Raw genomic sequence first — 22776 nt, 5'->3', positions numbered from 1 at the left:
TTCATGATCCTTTGCTCAAAATGGTCCAGATACCGCCGCAGGCGATAGCGGCTCCGTAAGGCAGCGGGGCGTGTCGCAAATGGCGCCAACGCTCGATCGCGTAGATCCTGCGCGCGAGCGACGATCCGGCGGGTGCCAGCCTGGGATATGGCAGGTGACGCATCATCAGATGCACCAAGGCAAGAACGCCGCCGGCCAGCACGGTGACGGTCAGCAACTGCATCACGCCGCTCGGCGGAAGACCAACCGCCAGGGCAACCAGCAGCTTGACATCGCCGCCACCAATTCCTCCGCGCGCGTATAGGATAAAAAGCAGCAGAAAGAGGATCGCGGCTGCGATCAGCGACACAGCGACTTGAATCGGGCTGGGCAATTGACCGGCAATCCCGAGGAGCGCCAGCGCAAGACAAAATTCGTTTCGGATCAAGCGGGTCGCAACGTCCATCGTTGCGACATAGAGCAACAAAAGGATTTCCAGGATCGAGGCTGTGGGAGCAATCCAACTCATGAAATGCACGTTTCAAAAAAGTGGAAGGCAAACTGGCGGGAGCACTCCTGCGGGAGGGGGGCAGCTGGATTGCCCCCCTCTGGCGCCAAAAATGGCTGTATCAGCCAGCGATCGCGGTAGCGAAAGCGGTGGTGATTGCGGTGATCCCGGTGGTCAGCGCCGCCCCAATCTGCCCGCCGGCTCCACCGCCGAACACGGCACCCACTGCGCCAACGATGCAAACCGCGACGATGATGTACTCGAATGACACCACGCCGTCCTGGTCCGTCCGCAGACGCTTCAACGCTTCCTTGGTCTCGATGAAATGATGCAACATAGGAAGAATCCCTTCTTTCAAGATGAATTTGCAGACACCTCGGCAACTTCCAGCGGCCGCGGATTTATGTCCGGCCCCGCCAGCGATAAAACTATCCATTAAATGTTTATTATCGTCAACATTTAATATATTAATGAGCTTTCTGAGTTAATCGCGCGCGAAACAAGCCGCCGTAAGGATCCATAAACCGGCAAAAACGTCGAAATATGAAGATGATGTCAGACTCCGCAATCGAACCCCGAGGACGGCGCCGGCCAAGGGTCGGCAAAGATTCACCGGAATAGTACGGGTGACCAAGGGTATAATTTTATTATTCTGAGCTTCGAGAATTATGTGATGGCGATGAGCTATGGCGCTGCATCAGCCTGTCAGTGGCGTCGATGCTGAAGTCGCCTTAGCTGCCGTGCGCATTGCTCTGCGCCACGACATGGGCTTCGCCCGCATCCGGGTCAGTGATGCTGAGCTGCCCGGTGGTATTGAGCGCCGCCGCGGCATTGCCCTCGGTGACGGACTTCGCCTCGGAAGCGACCGTGGCCGCATCGTTTGTGCCTGTGATCGTGACAGTCACCGTCTGGCTATCTGCCGGGCCGTGGCCGCCATTGATCGTCACCGGGAAGCTCTCGGTGATCGTCTGGTCCGCAGCGAGGTACTGGGCGGCCCCGTTATTCAGAACGTAAGGCCATTCACCGAGCCGTTGGCGGCATTGTGCGTTAAGAGCGAGGCGCGTCGCCAGACCGCTGACGCATGCAATGACTGGGTCATGGCTCGGTAGCCGGCGCACGTGCCCTGGGTGCGGCGTGAAGAGTCCTCGGTTGGGATTTCTGACATTGCGATGCTCGCGCACGAAGCTTCGCATCATCTGGTGCTGCCCCGCGCACGCTTTCTCGTTCGCTTTAACGCGCAAAAGGGCGCGGCAAGGCGCATTCGAAATCCATGTGAAGCTTAAACCGAAACCAGTTCCCGCTTGACTCGGGAAGTCGGTCAAATCGACCTGCCATTAAATGATATATTTGATTATCGTATATAATCATGATGACTCCATCGCAAAATTGAAAAATATGTTGGGGAAAAGAAAACATGGGAGGTTGGAATGGAAGCTGCCCGCCGCTTTCGCGCAATGGCGTTGCTTTGCCGACAGACTGCCGCACTCCAACCTGAGAGAAGCTGGAAACTGCTTGCAGAGGCAGAGTACTGGGAGCATCTGGCGGCTGCGGCGTTAGCTCATTGAGCTTCGGTCGAGCGTTCTTTGTCCTTCGCTTTTCGTCGACTTCTTACTTCAAGTCATTTTCTGAGGCATGTGATGTCGAGTACGCGTCGATTTTTTTCGAGTGCTGTTCTGAGCGAACGGCATCAGGCGCTTCTGGCGGAGCTTAGAGAGGTGGAGAAGCTTCGAAGTAAGCTCCGACATGTAGAAGCAAAAACAATCGGCAGAAGACGGCGTATCAAAGCGAGCGGCAGAGCAAGAGCCGGTTAGAGACCTCCGCCGGGTCCGAAGGTTGACCCGCGTTGGCTCACTCGCGCGATTCGATGCACGGATTGCCCGCGTTCCTGGCATCTGCCACTATCTTGAAAGAGACTGGGCGCCTTCATCCCGGCAGTAGCGAGCCTCGGCTATGACGTCGCTGAGACATGTCGCCAACCAGCCAGGCGGGGTGCCTCACAACGCTTTAACTAACTCGGCGGCGAGATCGGCCAACCTATTCAGGATCGCGCGTTAGCTCCGACTTTCATGCGATGTTGCACTTCGGAACACCGCAACGAGTCGATCGCCTTCCCAAAGCTCAACGTCGTGCTCGTCATGCATTTGCTCGGCTCGGCGTCTCGCCGCCTGCTCGTCAATGCAGTCGAGCTTTGCTGTGCAGATTACTTGCCGGCTGCCGTCCACCACGAACACCTTGTACCGCATGATGCAGTCCGATCCAAAAGGCGACCGTCATCATACTCGAATGTCCGTCTAGGACAGTGTAAAACTAAGTGACGACACACGGAACCTTGGTACGTGTGGCAGTTCGGCTATACCTGCTCGTTCAATCCCTCGGTCGCGCGGCCGGCAGCCTTGTACTACCTCAGTGGCGTAATCTCACTGCGTGCCGAAGCGTGCGGTTCGAGCTTAAAAGCGAGAGACCACCAAGCGTCATCAGCAGCACACCGAACCAGGCCGTCCAGCTGCGCGCTTCGCCGTGCGCCTCCGCAGTGCGCGCGCCCAGCGGCATATCTTGAGGTGGGTCGGCGGGCGCGGCGGCGAGAAGCTGCCCAGCGTCGACTTGGCCCGGCACGGAGTGTTCGGGCGTGAGCTGGTTGCTGGCAAGATTCACGATGGGGGTCGCCGACATCAGGGTGGGGCCCGTGCCAGGATCGGAAGCGGCATCTGCTACCTGCATTTCGGGTACAGGCGTCTGAGATCGCTCGGGCGGTGCGGAGCGCAGCAACTCCGCGCGCGCATCAACGACCGCGCTCCGCCTGGTCTGCGTGGTCCCGTTTTCGTCCAAACTGGCGCTGCGGTCTTTGGCCGCGCGAGCCCGAATGGGCTTCTTCACCCTCGCGATGCCCTCGGCCAAAAACCAGCATTTGCGGCGACCGTCCGTTCGGTAGACCCAACGCTGTCCGCCACTGGTCGAGGTACCGGGACGCGGCACGCATTCGGCTTGCGACGGAGAGGTTACCGTGGGTTGGGACGTAGCAGTATTGAAGTAGTCGGCTAGAGGATTGGAAGACGCGGGCGCCGCCGAAGAACCTCCGACAAGGACCAAACTGGCGAAGTACAATCGCAATTGACCGGACATCGAAAACTCCCGGGTGCGCCCCACCCCCGCTTGAGCCTTAGCGGCGACAACGGCCCCCATGCGGCTTAAATCGGGCGACGCGATGAATTAATTATTCTCTTGGCCACCTAATTTAATATGCCGGCCCGGCACTCCAGGGGTGCAACACGAGGCGGCGCGATCGATTCATCGATCCATCTGAGTTGCGCCTGGCCTCGCTCCTGCCCACGATCCGCGCCGCGGCCGCCCGCTCGATCGCCAACGTTGCGCTCGTCGATCACGAAAGCGCAACTCGCCGAGGGATGAGTTTGTGGATGTCACGAGACGTGGCTACCCCCTCGGGGCGAATTAAATAATGAGCCACGATATTACCACTGTCGCGCCTTTCTCCCTGCCACCTCCCGATTTAAATGTGGATTTCACGATCAATATTTAACTGACGGCTTGTCTGCTCCCGGATTCCCGACTTGTCTGCCTGGGCCTTCTGCCCAAGATTCGGATGGAGCCATGAACACCGCGCATTTTAATTCGCTCTCCGTTGACGAGCTCTGGATGATTCATCAAGAGGTCGCCGCCAAACTCACTCAGAAAATGTTGGTGCAAAAAGCACATTTGGAGGAAAGGCTCCACAGGATTGCACTGGCCAACGAGGCCACGCGGCTCAATCGTAAGCGCCGCCGTGCATACCCGCCCGTTCGTCCCAAATATCGCAATCCGAAGAACCCAGCGGAGACATGGTCGGGTCGCGGCAGGCAGCCGCGATGGCTGCGTCCGCAGCTTCGAAGCGGCCGAGTTCTGGACGATTTTCTGATCGATCAGGCTTCAGCTCAAAAGCGGCAGACAAATTGAGCGCCGATTGCGGCATTTCGGGATGGGAATGCCGGCGCACCCTGGGCTCTGAGCTTTTCACATCATCGTTTCAACGCGGGTCATAACCATGCTTGGAGGCATGGCCGTAGCGAGCGCACTTGCGATCTGGCTGATGGTTCTCGCTGAATCGCTCGGGGGGCCCGCGGCGCAGTGAAGACATCGACGAGAGTCTCAAGCGCGCGATGGCCCACGTCTAGTCGTGGTGCCCTCTGAAGTGCCGCCTAACCGCATTCCACGCTCGAAGGATTGGAAGGAGGAGGACGAGGAAAAGAACTCTGATTGAAACCGGCGTCATCCCGCGCTGCAGGAGTGGTAGGTCGTGATCGTCCGAGCGACCGGCCGTCGTGTTGATCGTCACCGGAGATGGAGTTCCTGCTCGTCGAGTAGGTGCCGGTCTGCGCGAGGGCAGGACAGCTACAACGAACAGAACGTTCGCCAGTAGCCATATTCCCACAATGAGAAGGAAAGTACGCACGAGACGACCATCGTTGATCTAAAATCTGTCGAGCTTAATCCTGCCTCATACCCGGCACGCAGCCGGCAACACTGCGTTCGCGGACGGAGCCGCTTCAGCGCAGCCGGCACAATTTGGCATCCCCCGAGGCCGTTGGGCCCTGAGCGCTTCGCGAGCCTGCAGGATCACTCGCAGCCTAGTCGGGCGCAACACTCGCGTCTGTGCGCTTTCGAACATTCATGCCCCTTCAGGTATGCTAGTTCTATGCATCGTCCGGCGAGAGCCGGACAGGGATGGCTCATCAGCCAGCGGCGTCCTCCAGCCCGCAACCCCTGAACAGGGGCATGGTCATAGAGCATGGCCTAAATATCGCAGCACGATGAGCGGCGAATTTGGCGGTCCGCCTAGAACCAATATCGAGTTTCGGCAGTTGACTCCCGGTGGATCCGAACAAGCAAACTGATTGTTCGGGCCGATAAAGTTCAAAAGCTAAGCTGGCACACATGAAGGACTTCCGACGACGTTTGCAAAAGGTCCGCGCTGACGCCAGAGAGTTTACGCTGATGAGTCAGCAGGCCACGGACATGGAAAAGCGTGAGCTGTTTAGGCGCTTGGCGGATGAGCTCGCCTTCGAGGCTCTCGAGCTCGAGCTAATCGTGAAGAAAAGTGAGCCACCTGATCCGAGCAACCCGCACGAGGTCGTGGAGTTTAAGCCACCCTCTGAGCGAAAGCGCGGCTGACGCGGAAGTGGGTAAGCCGGCTAGATCGTGCGTGCACGCCGTGTCCACCCCACACAAAGAACGTCGCACGAGACGCGCTTTGTTCTGCGGGAGAATTTAAAAAAGCCCTTGCGGGCCAATCTCTTAAGAATGGTGGGCGCACCAGGGCTCGAACCTGGGACCCGCTGATTAAGAGTCAGCTGCTCTACCAACTGAGCTATGCGCCCGAAAGGCGGTTAGTGCCTTGCGAGGTCGGTCGTTTAGCAAAGCGATCCGGGTCTGGCAAGCGATGCAATGAAGGTTTTTCCACAGTCCCCAGAAAGCGAAAAGCCGCTGGATTCCAGCGGCTTCTCCAGGGTTAATCGTCGCAGAATCCCGCCCCGTTCAGAGCCGGCCCTCGCGATCCCGGTCGGGGCCGCCGTCGCGGTCGAAACGGTCACGATGGAAGTGCTCCATGCCGCGCTCCATCATGCGGTCCATGCCGCGTTCCATGAAGTGGCGGTGCGGGCTGTCTTCGCCGCCGCCGAACGGGCCGCGGTGGCGGGTCAGCACGGCGAGGCGCCGCTTCTGGCCCTCGTCCAGGGTCTTGTAGAGGGGGTCTGCGGCATCGGCGATCTTCTTCAGGGCCGCCGAGGTCGCGCCCATGTCCTCGGCGCGCTGGCGCAGGCGGGCGACCGGATCCTCCGGCCTGTCGGCGTCCTTTGCAGCGTCCTTGCCGGCATCGCCGGGGCCGGCATTCATCCGCGCATTGGCGCGGTCGATGCGCAGCTTGGCGAATTCGCGCACGGCAGCCTCGACCGGCGGCCACAGCTTCTCCTGGTCGGCGTTGAGCCTCAAGCCGGCATGGACGGCGGCGATCCGCGCGTCGACAAAAGCGGCGCGGTCTTCCGGGTTCATGCGGATGTGGCGGATGTGCTCCATCCACGGGCGATGATATTGCGCATAGACCGCGCCCGAGCCGGCGATGCTGAGCACGGCGATGGCGGCGATGGTGAACTTCTTCATCCGGACCTCCTCTGGAAGGATGTCCATGAAGATGGGCGCGACGCCGCTGATACGCAACTTACAACTTGGACAGGAAGCGGGCCCTTGCCTGGATTGTAACGCCCGATTTTACCTCCAGCCGCAATCGGAAATCATTCGCAACAAAAAGGCTTCCGTGCAGGCTGCACGGAAGCCTTCGTTCATCGTTCGAAACGATCGGTTCGTCGTGCTCAGTTCGTGGTGCTCTTGGCCTCTTTAAGGAATTCGTCGATCAGCGGCTGGCCGACGCGGCCGGCGGCGTCCTTGTAGACCGGCTCCATCGCCTTGCGCATCGCCTCGTCCTGCTCGGCCGTGAGCTTGATGATCTCGCTCTTGCCGCTCTTCTTGATCTCGGCGAGCGCGTCGTCGTTTTCCTTCTGCGACTGCGCGTTGCTGAAGTCGGTCGCTTCCTTCATCGCCTTGGTGAGCGGGTCGCGGATGTCGGCCGGCAGATCGTCCCAGAACTTCTTGTTCACGATCACGACGTAGCCGATGTAGCCGTGATTGGTCTCGGTGATGTACTTCTGCACCTCGTGCATCTTCTGGGTATAGATGTTCGACCAGGTGTTCTCCTGGCCGTCGACCACGCCGGTCTGGAGCGCCTGGTAGACTTCCGAGAACGCCATCACCTGCGGCAGCGAGCTGAGCGCCTTGAACTGGGCCTGCAGCACGCGCGAGGACTGGATGCGGAACTTGACGCCCTGATAGTCGGCGGGCGCGATCAGCTTCTTGTTGGCGCTCATCTGCTTGAAGCCGTTGTCCCAATAGGCAAGGCCGGTGATGCCCTTGGCGTCCAGCAGCTTGAGCAGCCGCGTGCCGAGCGGGCCTTCCGTCACCTTCCGTAGCGTCTTCAGGTCGGGCAGGATGTAGGGCAGATCGAACACTTCGAACTCGCGAATGCCGAGCGGTCCGAACTTGGAGTTGGACGGCGCCAGCATCTGCACGCTGCCGAGCTGCAGCGCCTCGAGCTCTTCCTTGTCCTTGTACAGCGTCGAGTTCGGATAGACCTCGACCTTGACCTTGCCGCCGGTGTACTTCTCGGCGAGCTCCTTGAACTTCTCCGCCCCCTTGCCCTTCGGCGTGTCGGTGGCGACGACGTGGCTGAACTTGATGATGATCGGCGATTGCGCCGATGCCGGCCCGGCAAGTCCGAGTGCCAGTGCCGCGATGGACGCGGCGATCGCGAAGGTGCGCATAATCTCTCCCTGTTATTATCTAGGCCGCCCGGCGCGCGGGCGGCCAATCCTTATGCCGACAGTATCAATAGCGGCTGGGAGACGCAGCCGCTATTGGCCCTTAGCAGGGCAGGTATTCATGGTGAATGCTGCAAGCGCAGGTGCGCCCCCTCTCCCGCTTGCGGGAGAGGGCTGGGGAGAGGGTGTCTCCGCAACGGGACATTCCCCCAGAGGAGAGAACCCTCACCCGCCGCTTCGCGTCGACCTCTCCCGCAAGCGGGAGAGGTGCAACAACTCGCAGCGGTGCTTCTCAGCTCGCAGCCGCCGTCGTCACATTGTCGCGCTGGCGCTTCATGACGATCTTGTTGAGCGCGCCGAGATAGGCTTTGGCGGAAGCCACCAGCGTATCCGGATCGGCCGCGCGTGCCGTCATCGCGCGTCCCTCCTGCGACAGCCGCACCGACACTTCGGCCTGCGCGTCCGTGCCTTCGGTCACCGCGTGGACCTGATACAGCTCCAGCTTGGCCTCGTGCGGGACCAGGCGCTTGATGCAGTTGAACACCGCGTCCACCGGACCGTTGCCCTCGGCCTCCTCGATCTTGATCTGGCCGTCGACGTCGAGCTTCATGGTCGCGCGCTGCGGGCCATGGGTGCCGGCGATCACGGTCAGCGAGGTCAATTTGATGCGGTCGTGCGAGGCCGCCATCTCCTCGTCGACCAGCGCCTCGATGTCCTCGTCGTAGATGTCCTTCTTGCGGTCGGCCAGCGCCTTCATCCGAGTGAACGCATCTTCCAGCTGGTTCGGGCCGAGCTTGTAGCCCATCTCCTCCAGCTTGTGCACGAAGGCATGGCGGCCGGAATGCTTGCCGAGCACCAGCGAGGACTGCTTCAGGCCGACCATTTCGGGCCGCATGATCTCGTAGGTCGAGGCGTCCTTCAGCACGCCGTCCTGGTGGATGCCGCTCTCATGCGCGAACGCATTCCGGCCGACGATCGCCTTATTATACTGCACCGGGAACGAGGTCGCTGCCGACACCACCTTGGAGGCGCGGGTGAGCTGGGTGGTGTCGATCTTGTTCCAGTACGGGAATTTGTCGTTGCGGACGTTGATCGCCATCACGATCTCTTCGAGCGCGGCGTTGCCGGCGCGCTCGCCGATGCCGTTGACGGTGCACTCGACCTGGCGCGCGCCGCCGACGATGCCGGCCAGCGAGTTCGCCACGGCCATGCCGAGGTCGTTATGGCAGTGCACGGAGAACACGGCCTTGTCCGAATTCGGCACGCGCTCGATCAGCGTCTTCATGAAGTGGGTGTATTCCTCCGGCACCGTGTAGCCGACGGTATCGGGAATGTTCACCGTGGTGGCGCCGGCCTTGATCACGGCCTCGACGATCCGGCACAGGAAATCCATCTCGCTGCGGGTGCCGTCCTCGGCCGACCATTCGACGTCGTCGATCTGGTTGCGGGCGCGGGCGACCATCGCGACCGAGGTCTCGAGCACTTCTTCCGGCGTCTTGTTCAACTTCACCCGCATGTGCAACGGCGAGGTCGCGATCACGGTGTGGACGCGGCCGCGCTTGGCGAACTTCACCGCCTCGGCGCAGCGGTCGATGTCGGCCGGGTGGGCGCGCGACAGGCCGGCGATGACGGCATTCTTCGAGCGGCGGGCGATCTCGCTGACAGCTTCGAAGTCACCTTGCGAGGTGATCGGGAAGCCGGCTTCGATGACGTCGACGCCCATATCGTCCAGCAGCTCGGCGACCTCGAGCTTCTCCTCGAAGGTCATGGTGGCGCCGGGGCACTGCTCGCCGTCGCGCAAGGTGGTGTCGAAAATGATGACGCGGTCCTTGTCGGACTTGTTCGCGGTGGCCATTGCAAATTTCCTTTTGAGCTTTTGCGCCGTCAGTCTGCTGGGCGCTTGAGGTGTCCGGTGATCTCGACCAGCCCCTGAGCGCCCAGGCGCGTCGCGCCCAGCCGGCCCTCAGGGGCAAGTAAGAAGGAGGCCGCCAATAAGGAGGGTGGGCAGCAGCGCGGCCGGGATCGTGGCGGCGGCCAGAGCCACCTCCCCCGAAATCCCATCGATTTGGCCGCGAATCAGCATTGCCAGACCCTTTTGAGCCCCAAATCCTCGGTCAAAACCATTGACGGTTGGTTGCCGGGAGGCTCAGTGACCCGTTTCTAGACGAGAAATAGCAGCAACTGCAACGCCAAAAGATGGTCAGGTAGCCTGACCTGGTTGCGCCGATCTCGTGTCCCGGACGCGTTGTAACGCACTTGCGTTGCTGCGCAGAGCCGGGACCCAGGGCCGACAGGACATGATCCGGATGGATGGCCCGGCTCTGCAGCGCACCATCGAACGGGAGGATGCTTCGCATCGCCGGGGACGCTGCGCGGCGTCCGGGGCACGAGAACGCAGCGTGGCGCATGCTGTCTCCACTTGTCATTGCGATGCTCCAGTGCACATCCCAGCGGCGGTGCCGTAGGGTGGGCAAAGGCGCATAGCGCCGTGCCCACGATCTCCGTCCATAAACAACAAGGCGTGGGCACGCTGCGCTTTGCCCACCCTACTAGATCGAGTTTGTGGCACGCAGTTCAGCTCACGGACATGCCTTCGCGTCCTCGCGGCGCAATTCGCCCGAGCTTTGCTTGGTCTCGCTACCCTCTCATCCAAGAGGGCGCAGGGAAGGCCGGGTGCCGGCTCGCACCCGCGGTCCGCTGCGCGAAATGCACACGCAGGAAGAACCGCACAGCAGCATACAGGTGGTGCCGATCACTCGGCCTTCCCTGCGCGGTGGCTGGACGGCTTATGCCGTGATCTCCCGGGAGCCGACCATTCCTTCTGGCCTCCCTCGCCCCGCGAATTGGATGATGCAGTCTGCCCGGTTGGGCTCGCTCGCATCTTCGCAAGCACTTGACCGTAGCAACGACGGCCAGGACCACACGGTTTTGCCGTACGCACGGCCCGCCATTTCGCCGCAGTTTTCCCGAGCCCTGTCGACGGAGCCGGAAACTTACAGACGAGACGAAGCCTGGCAGCGCCGTCGTCCGCACGAAGCCTCGGGCTCACAGGGACTACCCGCCCTGCCCGCACCTCTCATGCCGACGCTGCCGCGTCCACCGCAACCCCGGCTCGCGACAGTGACGACACATAGTCGCCCCTCTTGGGTGAGCCGGGATGGGCAAACACATACGCCGAAACCGAATTTCGGTAAAGTGGAATATTTTCGCGCGCTTGGATTGACAGAGCGCGACACAGGCTCTCGGCGCCGTAGCCCGGATGGAGCGCAGTGTAATCCGGGACGGTGCGAGATGCCGGGCGAGCGGCCCCGGATTGCGCTTCCGCCGTCGCTCTTCGAGCTATGGCGGACAAGTCGCTTCATCCGGGCTACGAACTTCGCCCTATCCCGCGCGGCGGGCGCGGGCTCTGCTTTCCCAGCGGTCGAGCATCTGGCCGAGTTCGCCGTTGACCACGGGGACCGCCGTGATGGCGCTCGCGATCTCGTTGGTGTTGGCGGGCGCGTTGGCGGGAAGCCAATCCGGCTCGGTGTATTCGCGCCAGCGGCGGGCTTCGGCGCGTCTTTTGTTGGAGATGAATTCACGCGTGAAATAGCCGGCCGCGAACGCGATTCCCAGCAACACGATCAATACGATGACGCCAGCCACAATCAACTCCGTCCATGCCCCCGCACGGGTTCTGCGTGGCAATCAGCGCGAAATCAAGGCTTGAACTGCGCCGAACGGGCGGACTGCCGCGCTTTGCCGCAAGCAAATTTTTGCTTCGATCCGCGGAACATTTTCGCGCCTTGCAAACGGCACAAGGCGGACGCGAAGTGCATTCGAATATGACGAGAATGCGGCCTGCGCGAATCCGATTCCACCCTCGCAACCGGCGCCGGACCGCATTAACCTCCAGTTGCTCGGCCGGATCAACCGGCCAGCGAACATCATTGGGAGGACGCGATGACACGCCAAGAGGCTCGTGACCACACGGCTCGTGACCACGAGCAGCGTGACCAGGATGCTGCGCTTTCACGACGAACGCTTGTCCGGGGGCTTGCGCTTGGCGCCGCAGCCACGGTCGCCGGCCCCGCGCTGGCCCAGACCGGACCCGCCGCACCGCCGACCACCATCACCACGCCGCCACGCGATTTCGGCCCCCACGGCGCGCCGACCACTTATTTCTGGGACCCCGACACCATCGCGGTCGATCCCTCCTTCAACGATCTCGCCCAGCCCAACACCGCGATCAAGCGCCTGTACACCGGCCTGCTGTGGGCCGAGGGCCCGGCGTGGAGCGCGCAAGGAAGGTATCTGTTGTGGAGCGACATTCCCAACAACCGGCAGATGCGCTGGAGCGAGGACGACGGCCGCGTCAGCGTGTTTCGCACGCCGTCCAACAATTCCAACGGCAACTCCTTCGACTTCCAGGGCCGCCAGCTCTCCTGCGAGCATTTGACCCGCCGGGTGACGCGCTACGAGCATGACGGCACCGCCACCGTGCTCGCGGACTCCTATCAAGGCAAGAAGCTGAACTCGCCGAACGACATCGCCGCGCATCCCGATGGCAGCTACTGGTTCACCGATCCGCCCTATGGCGGTCAGCTCTACGAAGGCGAGCCGGATGCCGCGGGCGGCCCGAGCAATGCGGGCGGCAAGCTCAATCCGCGGATCGGACAGCCGGCCGGTTTCCAGCCGGGCAAGCGCGAGCTGCCGACCAATTGCTATCGCATCGACCCTTCCGGCCGCATCGACCTCGTCGTTACCGAAGACCAGGTCCCCGATCCGAACGGACTGTGCTTCTCGCCGGATTACAAGAAGCTCTACGTCGCCTCGACCGGCAAAGGGCCGGGCGACACCGGCCCGGGCGGCAAGGGCGAGATCTTCGTGTTCGACGTCGGCGGCGACAACAAGCTCTCCAACCCCAAGAAGTTCAGCGATTGCGTGATCGACGGCGTGAAGTGCGGGCCGGACGGCGTGCGCTGCGACGTCAACGGCAATGTCTGGGCTTCCAGCAATGCCGGCCGCGCCGTCGGCTACAGCGGCGTGACGGTGTGGTCGCCGGAGGGCAAGCTGCTCGGCCGCATCCGCCTGCCGGAGGTGTGCGGCAACATCACCTTCGGCGGCCCCAAGCGCAACCGCCTGTTCATGGCCGCGAGCCAGTCGCTCTACGCGGTCTTCACGGCAACGCAAGGCGCCGGCCCAGGCTGAGCCGAGAGCGCTGCATCCTGCAGGCTTGCACCGCTCTCGTAGGGTGGGCAAAGCGAAGCGTGCCCACGATCCCCTTGATACGGAACGAGATGGTGGGCACGGCGCTTTGCGCCTTTACCCACCCTACGGCACTGCTTTCTGCGGCACGATCTGCGGATCGATCGCCGTAAATACCCCTTCGCTTGTGCGTTTCATGACAGCTTAACGACGCGCCGGCTCCGGCGGTTCCGCGGCCGCAATCAAGCTCCATCGCGGGCCAATCTCCGCCATCAAACCAAAGATGATGTGTGACGCGGCAGGGCCGCAGCGCGGTGCGCAGGCATGTCGCTTCGCCTCCGTCCGCGCCGGACAAGAAATTGGGAGTTGCACGATGCGCCGTATGCCAAACGACACGATCATCGTCAGCGTTGGAAGCCAGGAGCTCGTGATCGCGTTCGGAGACCCCGGTCTACCGGTCGACGGCCATGGCGGTAACGACATCATGATCGCAACAGTCGATGACGGGCCCAGCAGCCTGCTGTTTGTCGGCGACGAGTCGATCCTGGAAGGCCAATCGCATGGCGGCAATGACCTTCTCGTCGCGACGATCCAGGGCCGCTTGCCCTATACGACCTTTGACGGCGACGCGCAGATCATGTCCGGCCAAGCCCGCGGCGGCAACGATTTGCTGCATGTCGAGGCCTCGAATGCGATCTATGCGAGCGTCTATCTCTCAGGCGACGCCGAAATCGCCATGACCGGGGATGCCAAGGGCGGCAATGACCTCATCAAGGCAGAGATGGGCGACAGATCGTATGGTGCGTTCAGCGGCGATTCCGGATCGCTCATGAGCGGCAACTCCCAAGGCGGCAACGACATCGTCAGCGTGGTCCAGGCCGGCGCCTCTGGCAACATATCGATGTCAGGTGATGCCTTGGTGTCCATGATCGGCGATGCACGCGGCGGCAATGACATCCTCATCTATACGGCCGGCGACGATGCGCGGTCCGGCGGCGCATCACTGCTCGGCGATAGCGGCTACATGAGCGACAATGCCCGTGGCGGGGACGACATCCTGATCGCAGCCGTCGACGGCAATCCCAATTCGACCTCCATCGCGCTCGTCGGCGATGGCTCGCAGATGTCCGGCAACGCACAGGGTGGCAATGATATTCTCTACGGGAGCGATCGCGGCGATTGGCTCTATGGCGATGCACGAGCCTACAACCCGTTCGTAGGCGGCTCGATCACCGGCGGCAGGGATCTGCTGAACGGCGGAGGCGGCAACGATCAGCTCTGGGGCGGACCGAGCAACGATCTGTTCGTGTTCGGGGCAGGCTCGGGCCAGGACGTGATCAACGATTTCGATCAGGGCAACAAGGCGGCGGGCAGCACGATGCTCGAGCATGACGTGATCGATGTGCGGGCCTATGGCTTTGCGGACTGGGGCGCGCTGAAGAGCCTGATCAGCGATGACAGCGCCGGCAATGCGGTGATCCAGTTGACGGCCAACGACACCATCACGCTGGATGGCATCCATGCCGCCGATCTCAACGCCAGGGATTTCATGGTCTGAGGCGCGGCTTGCCGCCGCGACCCAAATCCCTCGCAAGGCCCTTCACTGTCATCGCGGCGGGCCTTGGCTTTGTGCAGAACGCAGAGGCCCACTGGCCTCAAAGGACCCATCCTGCGATCTTGCCGTTAATTCCGACGCGGCCTGGAGAAGCAAGATGGACGATCGACCAAGACGACCCGACAGCCTGATGCAGGACGACGGCTTCGTCCGGGTGCGCGGCGCGCGCGAGCACAATCTCAGGAACGTCGACGTTCGCATTCCCCGCAACGCGCTTGTCGTGTTCACGGGCGTGTCGGGCTCCGGGAAATCCTCGCTCGCCTTTGGAACGATCTACGCCGAGGCGCAGCGGCGCTATCTGGAGTCGGTGTCGCCCTACGCGCGGCGGCTGTTCCACCAGATGCAAGTCCCCGAGGTCGACGACATCGAGGGCCTGCCGCCCGCCGTCGCGCTCCAGCAGCAACGCGGGGCGCCGACGACAAGGTCATCCGTCGGCAGCGTGACCACCATCTCGAACCTGCTGAGGATGCTCTATTCCCGCGCCGGCGATTATCCGCGGGGACAGCCGATGCTCTATGCGGAGGCGTTCTCGCCGAACACGCCCGAAGGGGCGTGCCCGACCTGTCACGGCATCGGCCGGATGCTCGACGTCACCGAGAAGTCGATGGTGCCCGACGACACCAAGACGATCCGCGAGCGCGCCGTCGCGGCCTGGCCGAGTGCCTGGCAAGGGCAGAACCTCCGGGACATTCTGACGACGCTCGGCTACGACGTGGACAGACCTTGGCGCGAGCTGCCGAAAAAGGACCGCGACTGGATCCTGTTCACCGAGGAGCAGCCGACCGTTCCTGTTTATGCCGGCTACGACGCCGCTGAGGTCAAACGCGCGCTGCGCCGCAAGGAGGAGCCGAGCTACCAGGGCACGTTCACCGGCGCGAAGCGCTACGTGATGCAGACCTACGCCAAGTCCGAGAGCGCGATGATGAAGCGCCGTGTCGCGCAATTCATGATCACGCGGGATTGCCCGACCTGCCACGGCACCCGGCTCAAGCCCGAGGCGCTCAAGGTCAGGTTCGCCGGGCTCAATATCGCCGAGATGTCGCATTTGCCGCTCAAGCAGCTGCAGGAGCTGGTCAAGCCGTTCGCAAAGACTTCGACGGACAGATCGGAGAAGACCGTCGTCGCCAGGCGCATCTGCGAGGATCTGTCGGCGCGCCTCGCCGTTCTGCTCGACCTCGGCCTTGGCTATCTCGCCTGCGAGCGCAGCACGCCGACGCTGTCGCCGGGCGAATTGCAACGGCTGCGCCTTGCGACGCAGGTTCGTTCGAACCTGTTCGGCGTCGTCTACGTGCTCGACGAGCCGTCCGCGGGCCTGCATCCCGCCGACACCGAGGCGCTGCTGCGGGCGCTGGACCGGCTGAAGCACGCCGGCAATTCGATCTTCGTGGTCGAGCACGAGATCGAAGTGATCAGGCATGCCGACTGGCTGGTGGATGTCGGGCCTGACGCGGGCGACGGCGGCGGGCTCATCCTCTACAGCGGGCCGCCGGCAGAGCTCGGTCAGATCGAGCAATCGCGCACCGCCCACTATCTCGCGCATCCCCGCAAGAAGCTGCCGACGACCCGTCGCGAGCCGAAGGGCCACCTGAAGGTCAGGGGCGTCGCCCGCAATAATCTTCGCGGTCTCGACGTCGATATCCCGCTGGGTGTCCTCGCCAGCATCACCGGCGTGTCGGGCTCCGGCAAATCGAGCCTGATCAGCCAATTCCTCGTCGAGGCCGTCGCCGGGCATCTCGGCCATACGCTCGCGGACGAAGCGGACGACGACAGCCTCGCCGCAAGGGTCGAGACCTTGGGCGGCAAGATTGTTGCCGGCCTCGACCGGATCGGCCGCCTCGTCGTCGTCGATCAGAAGCCGATCGGCCGCACGCCGCGGTCCAACCTTGCGACCTATACCGGCCTGTTCGACCATGTGCGGCGGATGTTCGCGGCAACGCCGCAGGCAAAGTCCCGCCGCTACGACGCGGGACGCTTCTCGTTCAATGTCGCGAAAGGCCGATGTGCGACTTGCGAGGGCGAGGGCTTCGTCTGTGTCGAGCTCTTGTTCCTGCCCAGCGTCTACGCGCCCTGCCCGACCTGCAAAGGCGCCCGCTACAACGACAAGACGCTCGAGGTGACAATCCGCGGCAAATCCATCGCCGACGTGCTGGCGATGCGCGTCGACGAGGCCTTCGAGTTCTTCGAGGGCGATGCCGCGCTGAACCGGTCGCTCTCGGTCGTGCGCGAGGTCGGTCTCGGCTATATCCGCCTCGGCCAGTCCGCCACCGAATTGTCCGGTGGCGAAGCCCAGCGCATCAAGCTGGCGACCGAGCTGATGCGTCCGCAACGCGGCCATACGCTTTATGTGCTGGACGAACCGACCACCGGGCTGCATCCACGGGATGTCGAGCGGCTGATCGCCCAGCTCGACCGGATCGTGGACGCCGGCAACAGCGTGGTCGTGGTCGAGCACGACATGGACGTCGTCTCTCATAGCGACTGGATCATCGATCTCGGCCCCGGTGCCGGTGACGAAGGTGGCCGCATCGTCGCTTCGGGGACACCGGATCAGGTTGCCAAGGCCGGCGGAAAGACCGCGCCTTATCTGGCGCGGCGCTTGAAGCAGTGACGCGCGATCTCGCCGGGCCTCACCGTCATTTCGCATTTGCGTTCTATGGCGCAGCTGACAGACCCGACTTTCGCGATGTTGACTTTCCTCCGTCCCGCTCCCCATACTTCGCGAAAAAATAACAACCAGCCATAAGAACGTTTTGAGGGAGGATAGGATGCCGACTTCACGCAGGCAGCTGCTGAAGGGTACGGCGGCTGCCGCCGCCACACTCAGCCTCGATTGGACACGGGCCCAGGCGCAGGCCGAGAATTTACGGATCGGCCTGATCTACGACCTCACCGGCCCGTTCGCCGCCGGCGGTTCGGTCGCCTCCTCGGTCGGCGCACAGATCGCCATCGACCTCGTCAACGAGAAGGGCGGCATCGGCGGCAAGACCAAGATCGTGCCGGTTGCGGCGGACTCGCAGAGCAAGGCGGATGTTGCCATCAACGAGGCCGAGCGGCTGATCAGCCAGGAAAAGATCGACATCATCAACGGCGTCTATTCCAGCGCGCATGCGGTGCCGATGGCGGCGAAGGTCGAGCAGCAGAAGAAGATCCTCTGGATCACGACTGCGGTCTCGACCGCCGTGTTCAAGGACAAGAATTTGCAATACGTGTTTCGCGCGCAGATCCATTCCGACCAGTACGGCCAGGCCTTTGCCGGCTTCATCGCCGAGCATGCGAAAGCCAAGCTCGGCATGGAGGCGAAGGACGTCAAGGTCGCGCTTATCCACGAGGACGGCCCCTATGGCGTCGGCGTCGCCGCGGCCGACGAGGCCTATGCCAAGCAGGCCGGCATCCAGGTCGTGCTGCGCGAAGGCTATTCGGCGTCCGCGCCCGACCTCTCGGTGCTCGTCACCAAGATCAAGCGCGCCAAGGCCGACGTGATCTCGCATGCCGGCTACAACCCCGATATCACTTTGTTCCTGCGGCAGGCGCGCGAGAGCGGATTGCGCTTCAAGATGCTGTTCGGTGCCGGCGCCGGCTACAGCCAGCTCGACAAGCTGCGCGCCACCTTCGGTCCCGACATCGACAATTTCTGCAACATCGACCCGGTGCCGGCGCAGCTGCTCGATGCGGCAAAACTCGCGCCGGGCATGGGCGAGCTGATCAAGACCATGGTCTCGCGCTACCAGGCCAAGACCGGCGCCACCGACGTGCCGCCGCACTGCTCGATGGGCTTCAACCAGACCTGGGTGCTGCTCAACAACGTGCTGCCTGTCGCCAAGGAGAAGTACGGCAGCTTCGAGCCGGAGGCGATCCGCAAGGCCGCGCTCGACGTCGACATTCCCGCCGGCGGCACCATCCAGGGCTATGGCGTGAAGTTCTTCCCGCCGGGCACGCCGCTGTCCGGCCAGAACGAGCGCTCGACGCCGGTGGTGATGCAGAACGCCGGCGAGCACATCTCGGTGGTGTGGCCGACCAATATCAGGACGCAAGACCCGGTATTCCCGCTGCCGAAGGGCTCGACCTACGGGACGTAGGGGCGATGCGGACGGTGCCCCCTCTCCCCTTGTGCGAGAGGGTGGCTCGCCGCGCAGCGGCGAGACGGGTGAGGGGTTGCCTCCGCAGGCGAGCCTCTCGCGATTGAATTCGCGGATGGAACCCCTCATCCGGCGCTTCGCGCCACCTTCTCCCACAAGGGGAGAAGGATTGGCAGCCTGCTCGCGGCTAGCTCAGCGAGTTCATCACACTCTCACAACACCACCCTCCGCCCCTCCTCCGCGGCCCAGTACCCTGCGTAGTTCACCTTGATCGTCTCATAGGCGAGCGCGAGGTCTGACAGCGGCTGCCGGCTAGTCGCCACGCATTCCATGAAGTCCTGGATTTCCTGAAGATAGCCGCGCGTCCATTCCTCCTCGAGGCAGACATATTGCCAGCCGGTTTTGCGGTCGACCTTCTCGGTGATGTAGACGCTGGCGAGCTTCTCCTCGGAGGTCTGGTAGCTCATCAGATGATTGTTCGGGGTAATGTTGGCGAATAGCGAGCCGCCTGACGTATACGTCTCGACCAGATTGCGCACGCCGCCCATGATCATGTCGCCGGAGAACACGGTGGCCTTGGTGCCGTCCGAGAACGTCGCCGTCAGCGTGCCCCAATCCTCGACGTCGACGGGATTGGCCTTGATGTAGGTGCGTTCCTCCGGCTTGAGGCCCGCTGTGACGTTGCCGACATCGCCGGTGACGCTGGCGACACGGATGCTCTCACCGCGCGCCTTGGCCTCGACCTGCTTGAGGTAGAGCACGGCGGAGAGCGGATGGCAGCCCATGCGGATCAGCGAGCCGCCGCCCGTCATCGCCCATTGCGCGGCGTGGGCCGCGTGCGAGCCGGAATGGCTCTCCTCGCCCTTCATGAAGAGGATCTTGTCCTTGGTCGCCTTGATGATCTCCGCAGTCTTGGTCACCGCGGGCGCGTAAATCCAGTCCTCGGCATACATGAAGAGTTTCCCGGTGCGCTCGATCGCGGCGCGCGTCTTGTCCATTTCCTCCAGCACGCGCTCATACATCAGCGCCTTCGGCACGTGCTTGCCGATCGGCTGCTTGTCGCCGTCGCGGCCGAAATAGCCGGCGAACGGCTTTTCGCAAATGACATGCTTGCCGGCCTGCATCGCCGCGACGATCATTTCGGCATGAAGGTTGGGCGGGGTGCAGATGTCGACGACGTCGATCTCGCGATCGGCGATCAGATCGGCAAAGCTGCGATAGACCCGCGGGATGTTGTGACGGCCGGCGAATTCGACGACGTGGTCGCCGCGCGCGGCCACCGCCGCGACCTCGACGTCCACGCCATAGACGCGCCGGAACGCATACATATGCAGCTCCGACACAAAGCCGCAGCCGACGAGTCCGATCCTGATTCCTGCCATAGCGCCCCCTTGCTTTGGGCGGCACTATAGCGCGCTGGCCGGCCTATTCCACGGAGACTCGCACCACGCCGGCGCTCATCATGCCGAGCGCGCGGGCGGCCGGCACCGAGAGGTCGACGATACGGCCGCGGATGAACGGGCCGCGATCGTTGACGCGACACTGGATCGTGCGGCTGCCATAGGAGACCCTCAGCACGCTGCCGAACGGGCGCGTCCGGTGCGCGCAGGTGAGCTCGCCGCCTTTGCCGGCTTTTGCGTAGCCGTAGTACGAGGCGAGCCCGCTTTCGGCATATGCAACAGAAAATGGTGAAAACGAGAAAGTAGCGAGACAAAACAATATCGTCGGCTGCGCGCGCACGGCACCGCTCCGGGTTGGCCCAAACCCGTCCCGCAAACGTCGATTTGTTCCCTTCAGTTCCTGGAACTGCCGGGACGGATCCCGGCAGCGCCATCAAAGATTGTTACTGTTTGTGAAAAACCAGCGTGCGCACCTCGATGCTTTCACGCGGCGCGGCATCGTCAGGCGTGGTCGGATCGACGAAGGCGGTATGCGGCCCGAAGCGGGTGCGGCCGTCGGTGGCGGAATCGTAGCATTTGAGCAGCAGCGCCTCGTCCGGCGTCATCTCCGGAAAATAGAACCAGCGATGATCAGGATTGTATTTCACCGAATAGGTCTCGCCGCGGCGGTTGGGATAGATCAGGTCGGACGCCACGAGATCGCCGGGCGCAACCGTGGTGCCGTCGGCCATCGCCAGCGGTGAATCGCGCAAGGGACCGCGGATCGGCCGCCAGAGATTGATCACCTGTACGCGGCCCTTCAGCAGCTCTTCGGCTTCATCAGGCAGATGCTCGCGCACGCGGTTGGCGCCGGAGATGGCGGTCTGGTCGACATGGACGCGCGTGGCCGGCTGGCGCGGGCCGCCGCCGCGAATGTCGGCCGCGCCTTCGACGCGCTTGCGCACGGTGTGGTCGAAGATGACGACGCGGTCGGCCTTCAGCGTCGCGCGCAGGAACGCCTCGACGGCGGGATAGTAGAGCGCTCTCACCTCCGCCTCGTCGTAGAAGTCTTTCACCTGGGTCGGATGACGCACCAGCGCAAAGCCCTCGCGGTCGAGCGAGAAATTGTTCGCGATCAGGCGCGCATCGAAGATCGGCACCTGATGCGGCTCCGGCAGCGACGTGCTCTTGGGCTCTCCGGCCGGCGGATCGAAGGCGTAGGTGCGCGGTTTTCCCGCGGTCGGCGCGAGATAGTTCAATTCGGCAGTGACGAAGGGAAGCGATTCGATTCTCGTTTCTTGCAGGCCCATGGCCGGTCTCCCGATGTGGTCGTCGGATTGATTTTTGACGGGGTGCGAAGCGGCGCAAGGGAGGCGGTGCAAATAGCAATGGGGATGTTGTCGGCGGCCTGAAGCGCAGAACGAACGTGTCGAGGATGGCGATCGGGTTAGAAGGCGCACCCTCGTTTCACGGATGCTTGAGCGCCCTGTGAGTTCTCGTGCCCCGGACGCAGGGCATCACGCAGCGTTGCACGCTGCACCGCGTCCGGGACACGAGCGGCGGATCATTCCGCGGCCTGGCCGCGAACGGCCTGGCGCCTGGCGACCAGCTCGCGCGTCAGCGGGATCAGCTCGCGGCCATACTCGATCGCGTCGATCAAGGGATCGAATCCGCGGATCAGGAAATGGCTGATGCCGAGATCGTAATAATCGCCGAAGACTTCGGCGACCTGCTCGGGCGTGCCGACCAGCGCGGTGGTGTTGCTGTTGGCGCCGGTGAGCTTTGCGATCTCGGTCCAGAGCCGCTTGTCGATGCGACTGCCCTGGTCGGCGAGCGCGAGCAGGCGCCGCGCGCCGGCAGTGGCGTGGCCGTCGGCGGGCTTACGATAGCCGGTCTTGTCCTGCAGCGCGGTAGCGCGTGCCAGAATCTCCTCCGCTTTTTCCCAGGCCTGCTTCTCGGTCGGGGCAATGATCGGACGCACCGAGAGGCTGAAGCGCGGCGTCGGCCGGCCCTGCCTGATAGCGGCGTTGTGGACGCGCGAGGTCACGTCGCGCACCTGCGCGTAGGATTCGCCCCACAGCGCAAAAGTGTCGGCGTGCTTGCCGGCAACATCGATCGCCGCATCCGAGGCGCCGCCGAAATAGACCCGGATGCCCTCGGGGCGATACGGCTTCACCTGCGAGAACGCATTCTCGACCTGGTAATACCTGCCCTTGTAGGTGAACGGCTTGTCGCTGGTCCATTCCAGCTTGAGGATGTCGAGGAATTCGGAGGTGCGGGCGTAGCGCTCGTCCTTGTCGTCGAGCGTGTTGCCGTCCTGCCTGAGCTCGGTGGCATTGCCGCCGGTGATAACGTGGAGCGCGACGCGACCGCGGGAAAACTGGTCGAGCACCGCGAACTGCCGCGCCAGCAGCGTCGGCGCGGTGAAACCCGGCCGCTGCGCGATCAGCACGTTGAGGCGGGAGGTCACGCCCAGCACGTGCTGGGCAACCTGGAGCGCGTCGGGCGAGGTCGAATGAAACGCCAGCAGCGCGCGGTCGAAGCCGGCATTCTCATGCGCCTTCGTCACTGTCTCGATGTGGGTGGGGTTGAGGACCGGTCCCTCGCGGACGACGGTCTCGGACGAATTGTTGTTGCTGATGAAGCCGATGAACTCGATCGACATGTCCCGTCT

Annotated in this window: 18 protein-coding genes and 1 tRNA gene; 6 read left to right on the top strand and 13 right to left on the bottom strand. The window is 63.0% G+C overall.

The window, feature by feature from the left end; all coding sequences use genetic code 11:
- Window position 1 precedes the first annotated feature (1 nt).
- From GGD65_RS10355 to GGD65_RS10340, 4 genes are all read right to left on the bottom strand, one after another.
- On the bottom strand, window positions 2-508 hold the full coding sequence (locus GGD65_RS10355) for a prepilin peptidase (protein ID WP_183235207.1): 507 nt from the start codon (window positions 506-508) through the stop codon (window positions 2-4).
- Window positions 509-608: 100 nt separating this feature from the next.
- Window positions 609-923 (bottom strand): hypothetical protein, encoded by a 315-nt coding sequence (locus GGD65_RS10350; protein WP_244550615.1) that lies wholly within the window; start codon window positions 921-923, stop codon window positions 609-611.
- Between the two features lie 295 nt (window positions 924-1218).
- Window positions 1219-1809 carry a VCBS domain-containing protein gene (locus GGD65_RS10345; RefSeq protein WP_183235206.1) on the bottom strand — a complete coding sequence of 197 codons (591 nt, stop codon included), beginning with the start codon at window positions 1807-1809 and terminating at the stop codon, window positions 1219-1221.
- A gap of 1081 nt (window positions 1810-2890) precedes the next feature.
- Complete coding sequence (locus tag GGD65_RS10340; protein ID WP_183235205.1) at window positions 2891-3607, bottom strand: hypothetical protein; 717 nt, start codon at window positions 3605-3607, stop codon at window positions 2891-2893.
- A gap of 486 nt (window positions 3608-4093) precedes the next feature.
- Here GGD65_RS10340 and GGD65_RS10335 point away from each other — a divergent pair, with 486 nt between their 5' ends.
- Together GGD65_RS10335 and GGD65_RS10330 are read left to right on the top strand one after the other, a co-directional pair.
- Window positions 4094-4435: an H-NS family nucleoid-associated regulatory protein gene (locus GGD65_RS10335; protein WP_183235204.1), complete on the top strand. Its 342-nt coding sequence runs from the start codon at window positions 4094-4096 to the stop codon at window positions 4433-4435.
- A 978-nt stretch (window positions 4436-5413) separates the two neighbouring features.
- Complete coding sequence (locus tag GGD65_RS10330) at window positions 5414-5650, top strand: hypothetical protein (protein WP_183235203.1); 237 nt, start codon at window positions 5414-5416, stop codon at window positions 5648-5650.
- A 130-nt stretch (window positions 5651-5780) separates the two neighbouring features.
- Here GGD65_RS10330 and GGD65_RS10325 read toward each other — a convergent pair.
- From GGD65_RS10325 to GGD65_RS10305, 5 genes are all read right to left on the bottom strand, one after another.
- A tRNA-Lys gene (locus GGD65_RS10325) sits at window positions 5781-5856 on the bottom strand.
- Between the two features lie 157 nt (window positions 5857-6013).
- Window positions 6014-6634, bottom strand: coding sequence for a Spy/CpxP family protein refolding chaperone (locus GGD65_RS10320; RefSeq protein ID WP_183235202.1), 621 nt, complete (start codon window positions 6632-6634; stop codon window positions 6014-6016).
- Window positions 6635-6843: 209 nt separating this feature from the next.
- The gene (locus GGD65_RS10315) at window positions 6844-7848 is read right to left on the bottom strand and encodes a TRAP transporter substrate-binding protein (RefSeq protein WP_183230637.1); all 1005 of its coding nucleotides are present in this window, start codon (window positions 7846-7848) and stop codon (window positions 6844-6846) included.
- A gap of 289 nt (window positions 7849-8137) precedes the next feature.
- Complete coding sequence (locus tag GGD65_RS10310; RefSeq protein WP_018321622.1) at window positions 8138-9700, bottom strand: 2-isopropylmalate synthase; 1563 nt, start codon at window positions 9698-9700, stop codon at window positions 8138-8140.
- Window positions 9701-11226: 1526 nt separating this feature from the next.
- Window positions 11227-11490 carry a hypothetical protein gene (locus GGD65_RS10305; protein WP_183235201.1) on the bottom strand — a complete coding sequence of 88 codons (264 nt, stop codon included), beginning with the start codon at window positions 11488-11490 and terminating at the stop codon, window positions 11227-11229.
- 297 nt (window positions 11491-11787) lie between these two features.
- Between GGD65_RS10305 and GGD65_RS10300 the strand changes: the two genes are divergently transcribed.
- From GGD65_RS10300 to GGD65_RS10285, 4 genes are all read left to right on the top strand, one after another.
- The gene (locus GGD65_RS10300; RefSeq protein WP_183235200.1) at window positions 11788-13035 is read left to right on the top strand and encodes an SMP-30/gluconolactonase/LRE family protein; all 1248 of its coding nucleotides are present in this window, start codon (window positions 11788-11790) and stop codon (window positions 13033-13035) included.
- 370 nt (window positions 13036-13405) lie between these two features.
- On the top strand, window positions 13406-14590 hold the full coding sequence (locus tag GGD65_RS10295; protein WP_246783245.1) for a calcium-binding protein: 1185 nt from the start codon (window positions 13406-13408) through the stop codon (window positions 14588-14590).
- Window positions 14591-14744: 154 nt separating this feature from the next.
- A complete protein-coding gene (gene uvrA, locus GGD65_RS10290) occupies window positions 14745-17255 on the top strand; it encodes an excinuclease ABC subunit UvrA (protein ID WP_183235199.1) in 2511 nt (836 codons plus the stop codon).
- Window positions 17256-17412: 157 nt separating this feature from the next.
- Window positions 17413-18723 carry an ABC transporter substrate-binding protein gene (locus tag GGD65_RS10285; RefSeq protein WP_018322896.1) on the top strand — a complete coding sequence of 437 codons (1311 nt, stop codon included), beginning with the start codon at window positions 17413-17415 and terminating at the stop codon, window positions 18721-18723.
- Between the two features lie 212 nt (window positions 18724-18935).
- On the opposite strand, the gene GGD65_RS10280 is transcribed toward GGD65_RS10285, so the two are convergent.
- From GGD65_RS10280 to GGD65_RS10265, 4 genes are all read right to left on the bottom strand, one after another.
- A complete protein-coding gene (locus GGD65_RS10280; RefSeq protein ID WP_183235198.1) occupies window positions 18936-20105 on the bottom strand; it encodes a Gfo/Idh/MocA family protein in 1170 nt (389 codons plus the stop codon).
- A 43-nt stretch (window positions 20106-20148) separates the two neighbouring features.
- Window positions 20149-20463: a septal ring lytic transglycosylase RlpA family protein gene (locus tag GGD65_RS10275; RefSeq protein ID WP_183235197.1), complete on the bottom strand. Its 315-nt coding sequence runs from the start codon at window positions 20461-20463 to the stop codon at window positions 20149-20151.
- Between the two features lie 103 nt (window positions 20464-20566).
- Window positions 20567-21412: a CmcJ/NvfI family oxidoreductase gene (locus tag GGD65_RS10270; protein ID WP_183235196.1), complete on the bottom strand. Its 846-nt coding sequence runs from the start codon at window positions 21410-21412 to the stop codon at window positions 20567-20569.
- Window positions 21413-21666: 254 nt separating this feature from the next.
- Window positions 21667-22767 carry an LLM class flavin-dependent oxidoreductase gene (locus tag GGD65_RS10265; protein WP_183235195.1) on the bottom strand — a complete coding sequence of 367 codons (1101 nt, stop codon included), beginning with the start codon at window positions 22765-22767 and terminating at the stop codon, window positions 21667-21669.
- Window positions 22768-22776 lie beyond the last annotated feature (9 nt).

The sequence above is a fragment of the Bradyrhizobium sp. CIR18 genome, from assembly GCF_014198295.1.
Taxonomy (GTDB): Bacteria; Pseudomonadota; Alphaproteobacteria; order Rhizobiales; family Xanthobacteraceae; genus Bradyrhizobium.
This window is presented reverse-complemented; position numbering and strand designations above follow the sequence as displayed.

What these genes read in the sequence shown, in the direction of transcription:
- GGD65_RS10355 (WP_183235207.1), bottom strand. Translation starts at nt 508, where the DNA reads ATGAGTTGGATTGCTCCCACAGCCTCGATCCTGGAAATCCTTTTGTTG.
- GGD65_RS10350 (WP_244550615.1), bottom strand. Translation starts at nt 923, where the DNA reads ATGGATAGTTTTATCGCTGGCGGGGCCGGACATAAATCCGCGGCCGCT.
- GGD65_RS10340 (WP_183235205.1), bottom strand. Translation starts at nt 3,607, where the DNA reads ATGTCCGGTCAATTGCGATTGTACTTCGCCAGTTTGGTCCTTGTCGGA.
- GGD65_RS10335 (WP_183235204.1), top strand. Translation starts at nt 4,094, where the DNA reads ATGAACACCGCGCATTTTAATTCGCTCTCCGTTGACGAGCTCTGGATG.
- GGD65_RS10330 (WP_183235203.1), top strand. Translation starts at nt 5,414, where the DNA reads ATGAAGGACTTCCGACGACGTTTGCAAAAGGTCCGCGCTGACGCCAGA.
- GGD65_RS10320 (WP_183235202.1), bottom strand. Translation starts at nt 6,634, where the DNA reads ATGAAGAAGTTCACCATCGCCGCCATCGCCGTGCTCAGCATCGCCGGC.
- GGD65_RS10315 (WP_183230637.1), bottom strand. Translation starts at nt 7,848, where the DNA reads ATGCGCACCTTCGCGATCGCCGCGTCCATCGCGGCACTGGCACTCGGA.
- GGD65_RS10310 (WP_018321622.1), bottom strand. Translation starts at nt 9,700, where the DNA reads ATGGCCACCGCGAACAAGTCCGACAAGGACCGCGTCATCATTTTCGAC.
- GGD65_RS10300 (WP_183235200.1), top strand. Translation starts at nt 11,788, where the DNA reads ATGACACGCCAAGAGGCTCGTGACCACACGGCTCGTGACCACGAGCAG.
- GGD65_RS10295 (WP_246783245.1), top strand. Translation starts at nt 13,406, where the DNA reads ATGCGCCGTATGCCAAACGACACGATCATCGTCAGCGTTGGAAGCCAG.
- uvrA (WP_183235199.1), top strand. Translation starts at nt 14,745, where the DNA reads ATGGACGATCGACCAAGACGACCCGACAGCCTGATGCAGGACGACGGC.
- GGD65_RS10285 (WP_018322896.1), top strand. Translation starts at nt 17,413, where the DNA reads ATGCCGACTTCACGCAGGCAGCTGCTGAAGGGTACGGCGGCTGCCGCC.
- GGD65_RS10280 (WP_183235198.1), bottom strand. Translation starts at nt 20,105, where the DNA reads ATGGCAGGAATCAGGATCGGACTCGTCGGCTGCGGCTTTGTGTCGGAG.
- GGD65_RS10270 (WP_183235196.1), bottom strand. Translation starts at nt 21,412, where the DNA reads ATGGGCCTGCAAGAAACGAGAATCGAATCGCTTCCCTTCGTCACTGCC.
- GGD65_RS10265 (WP_183235195.1), bottom strand. Translation starts at nt 22,767, where the DNA reads ATGTCGATCGAGTTCATCGGCTTCATCAGCAACAACAATTCGTCCGAG.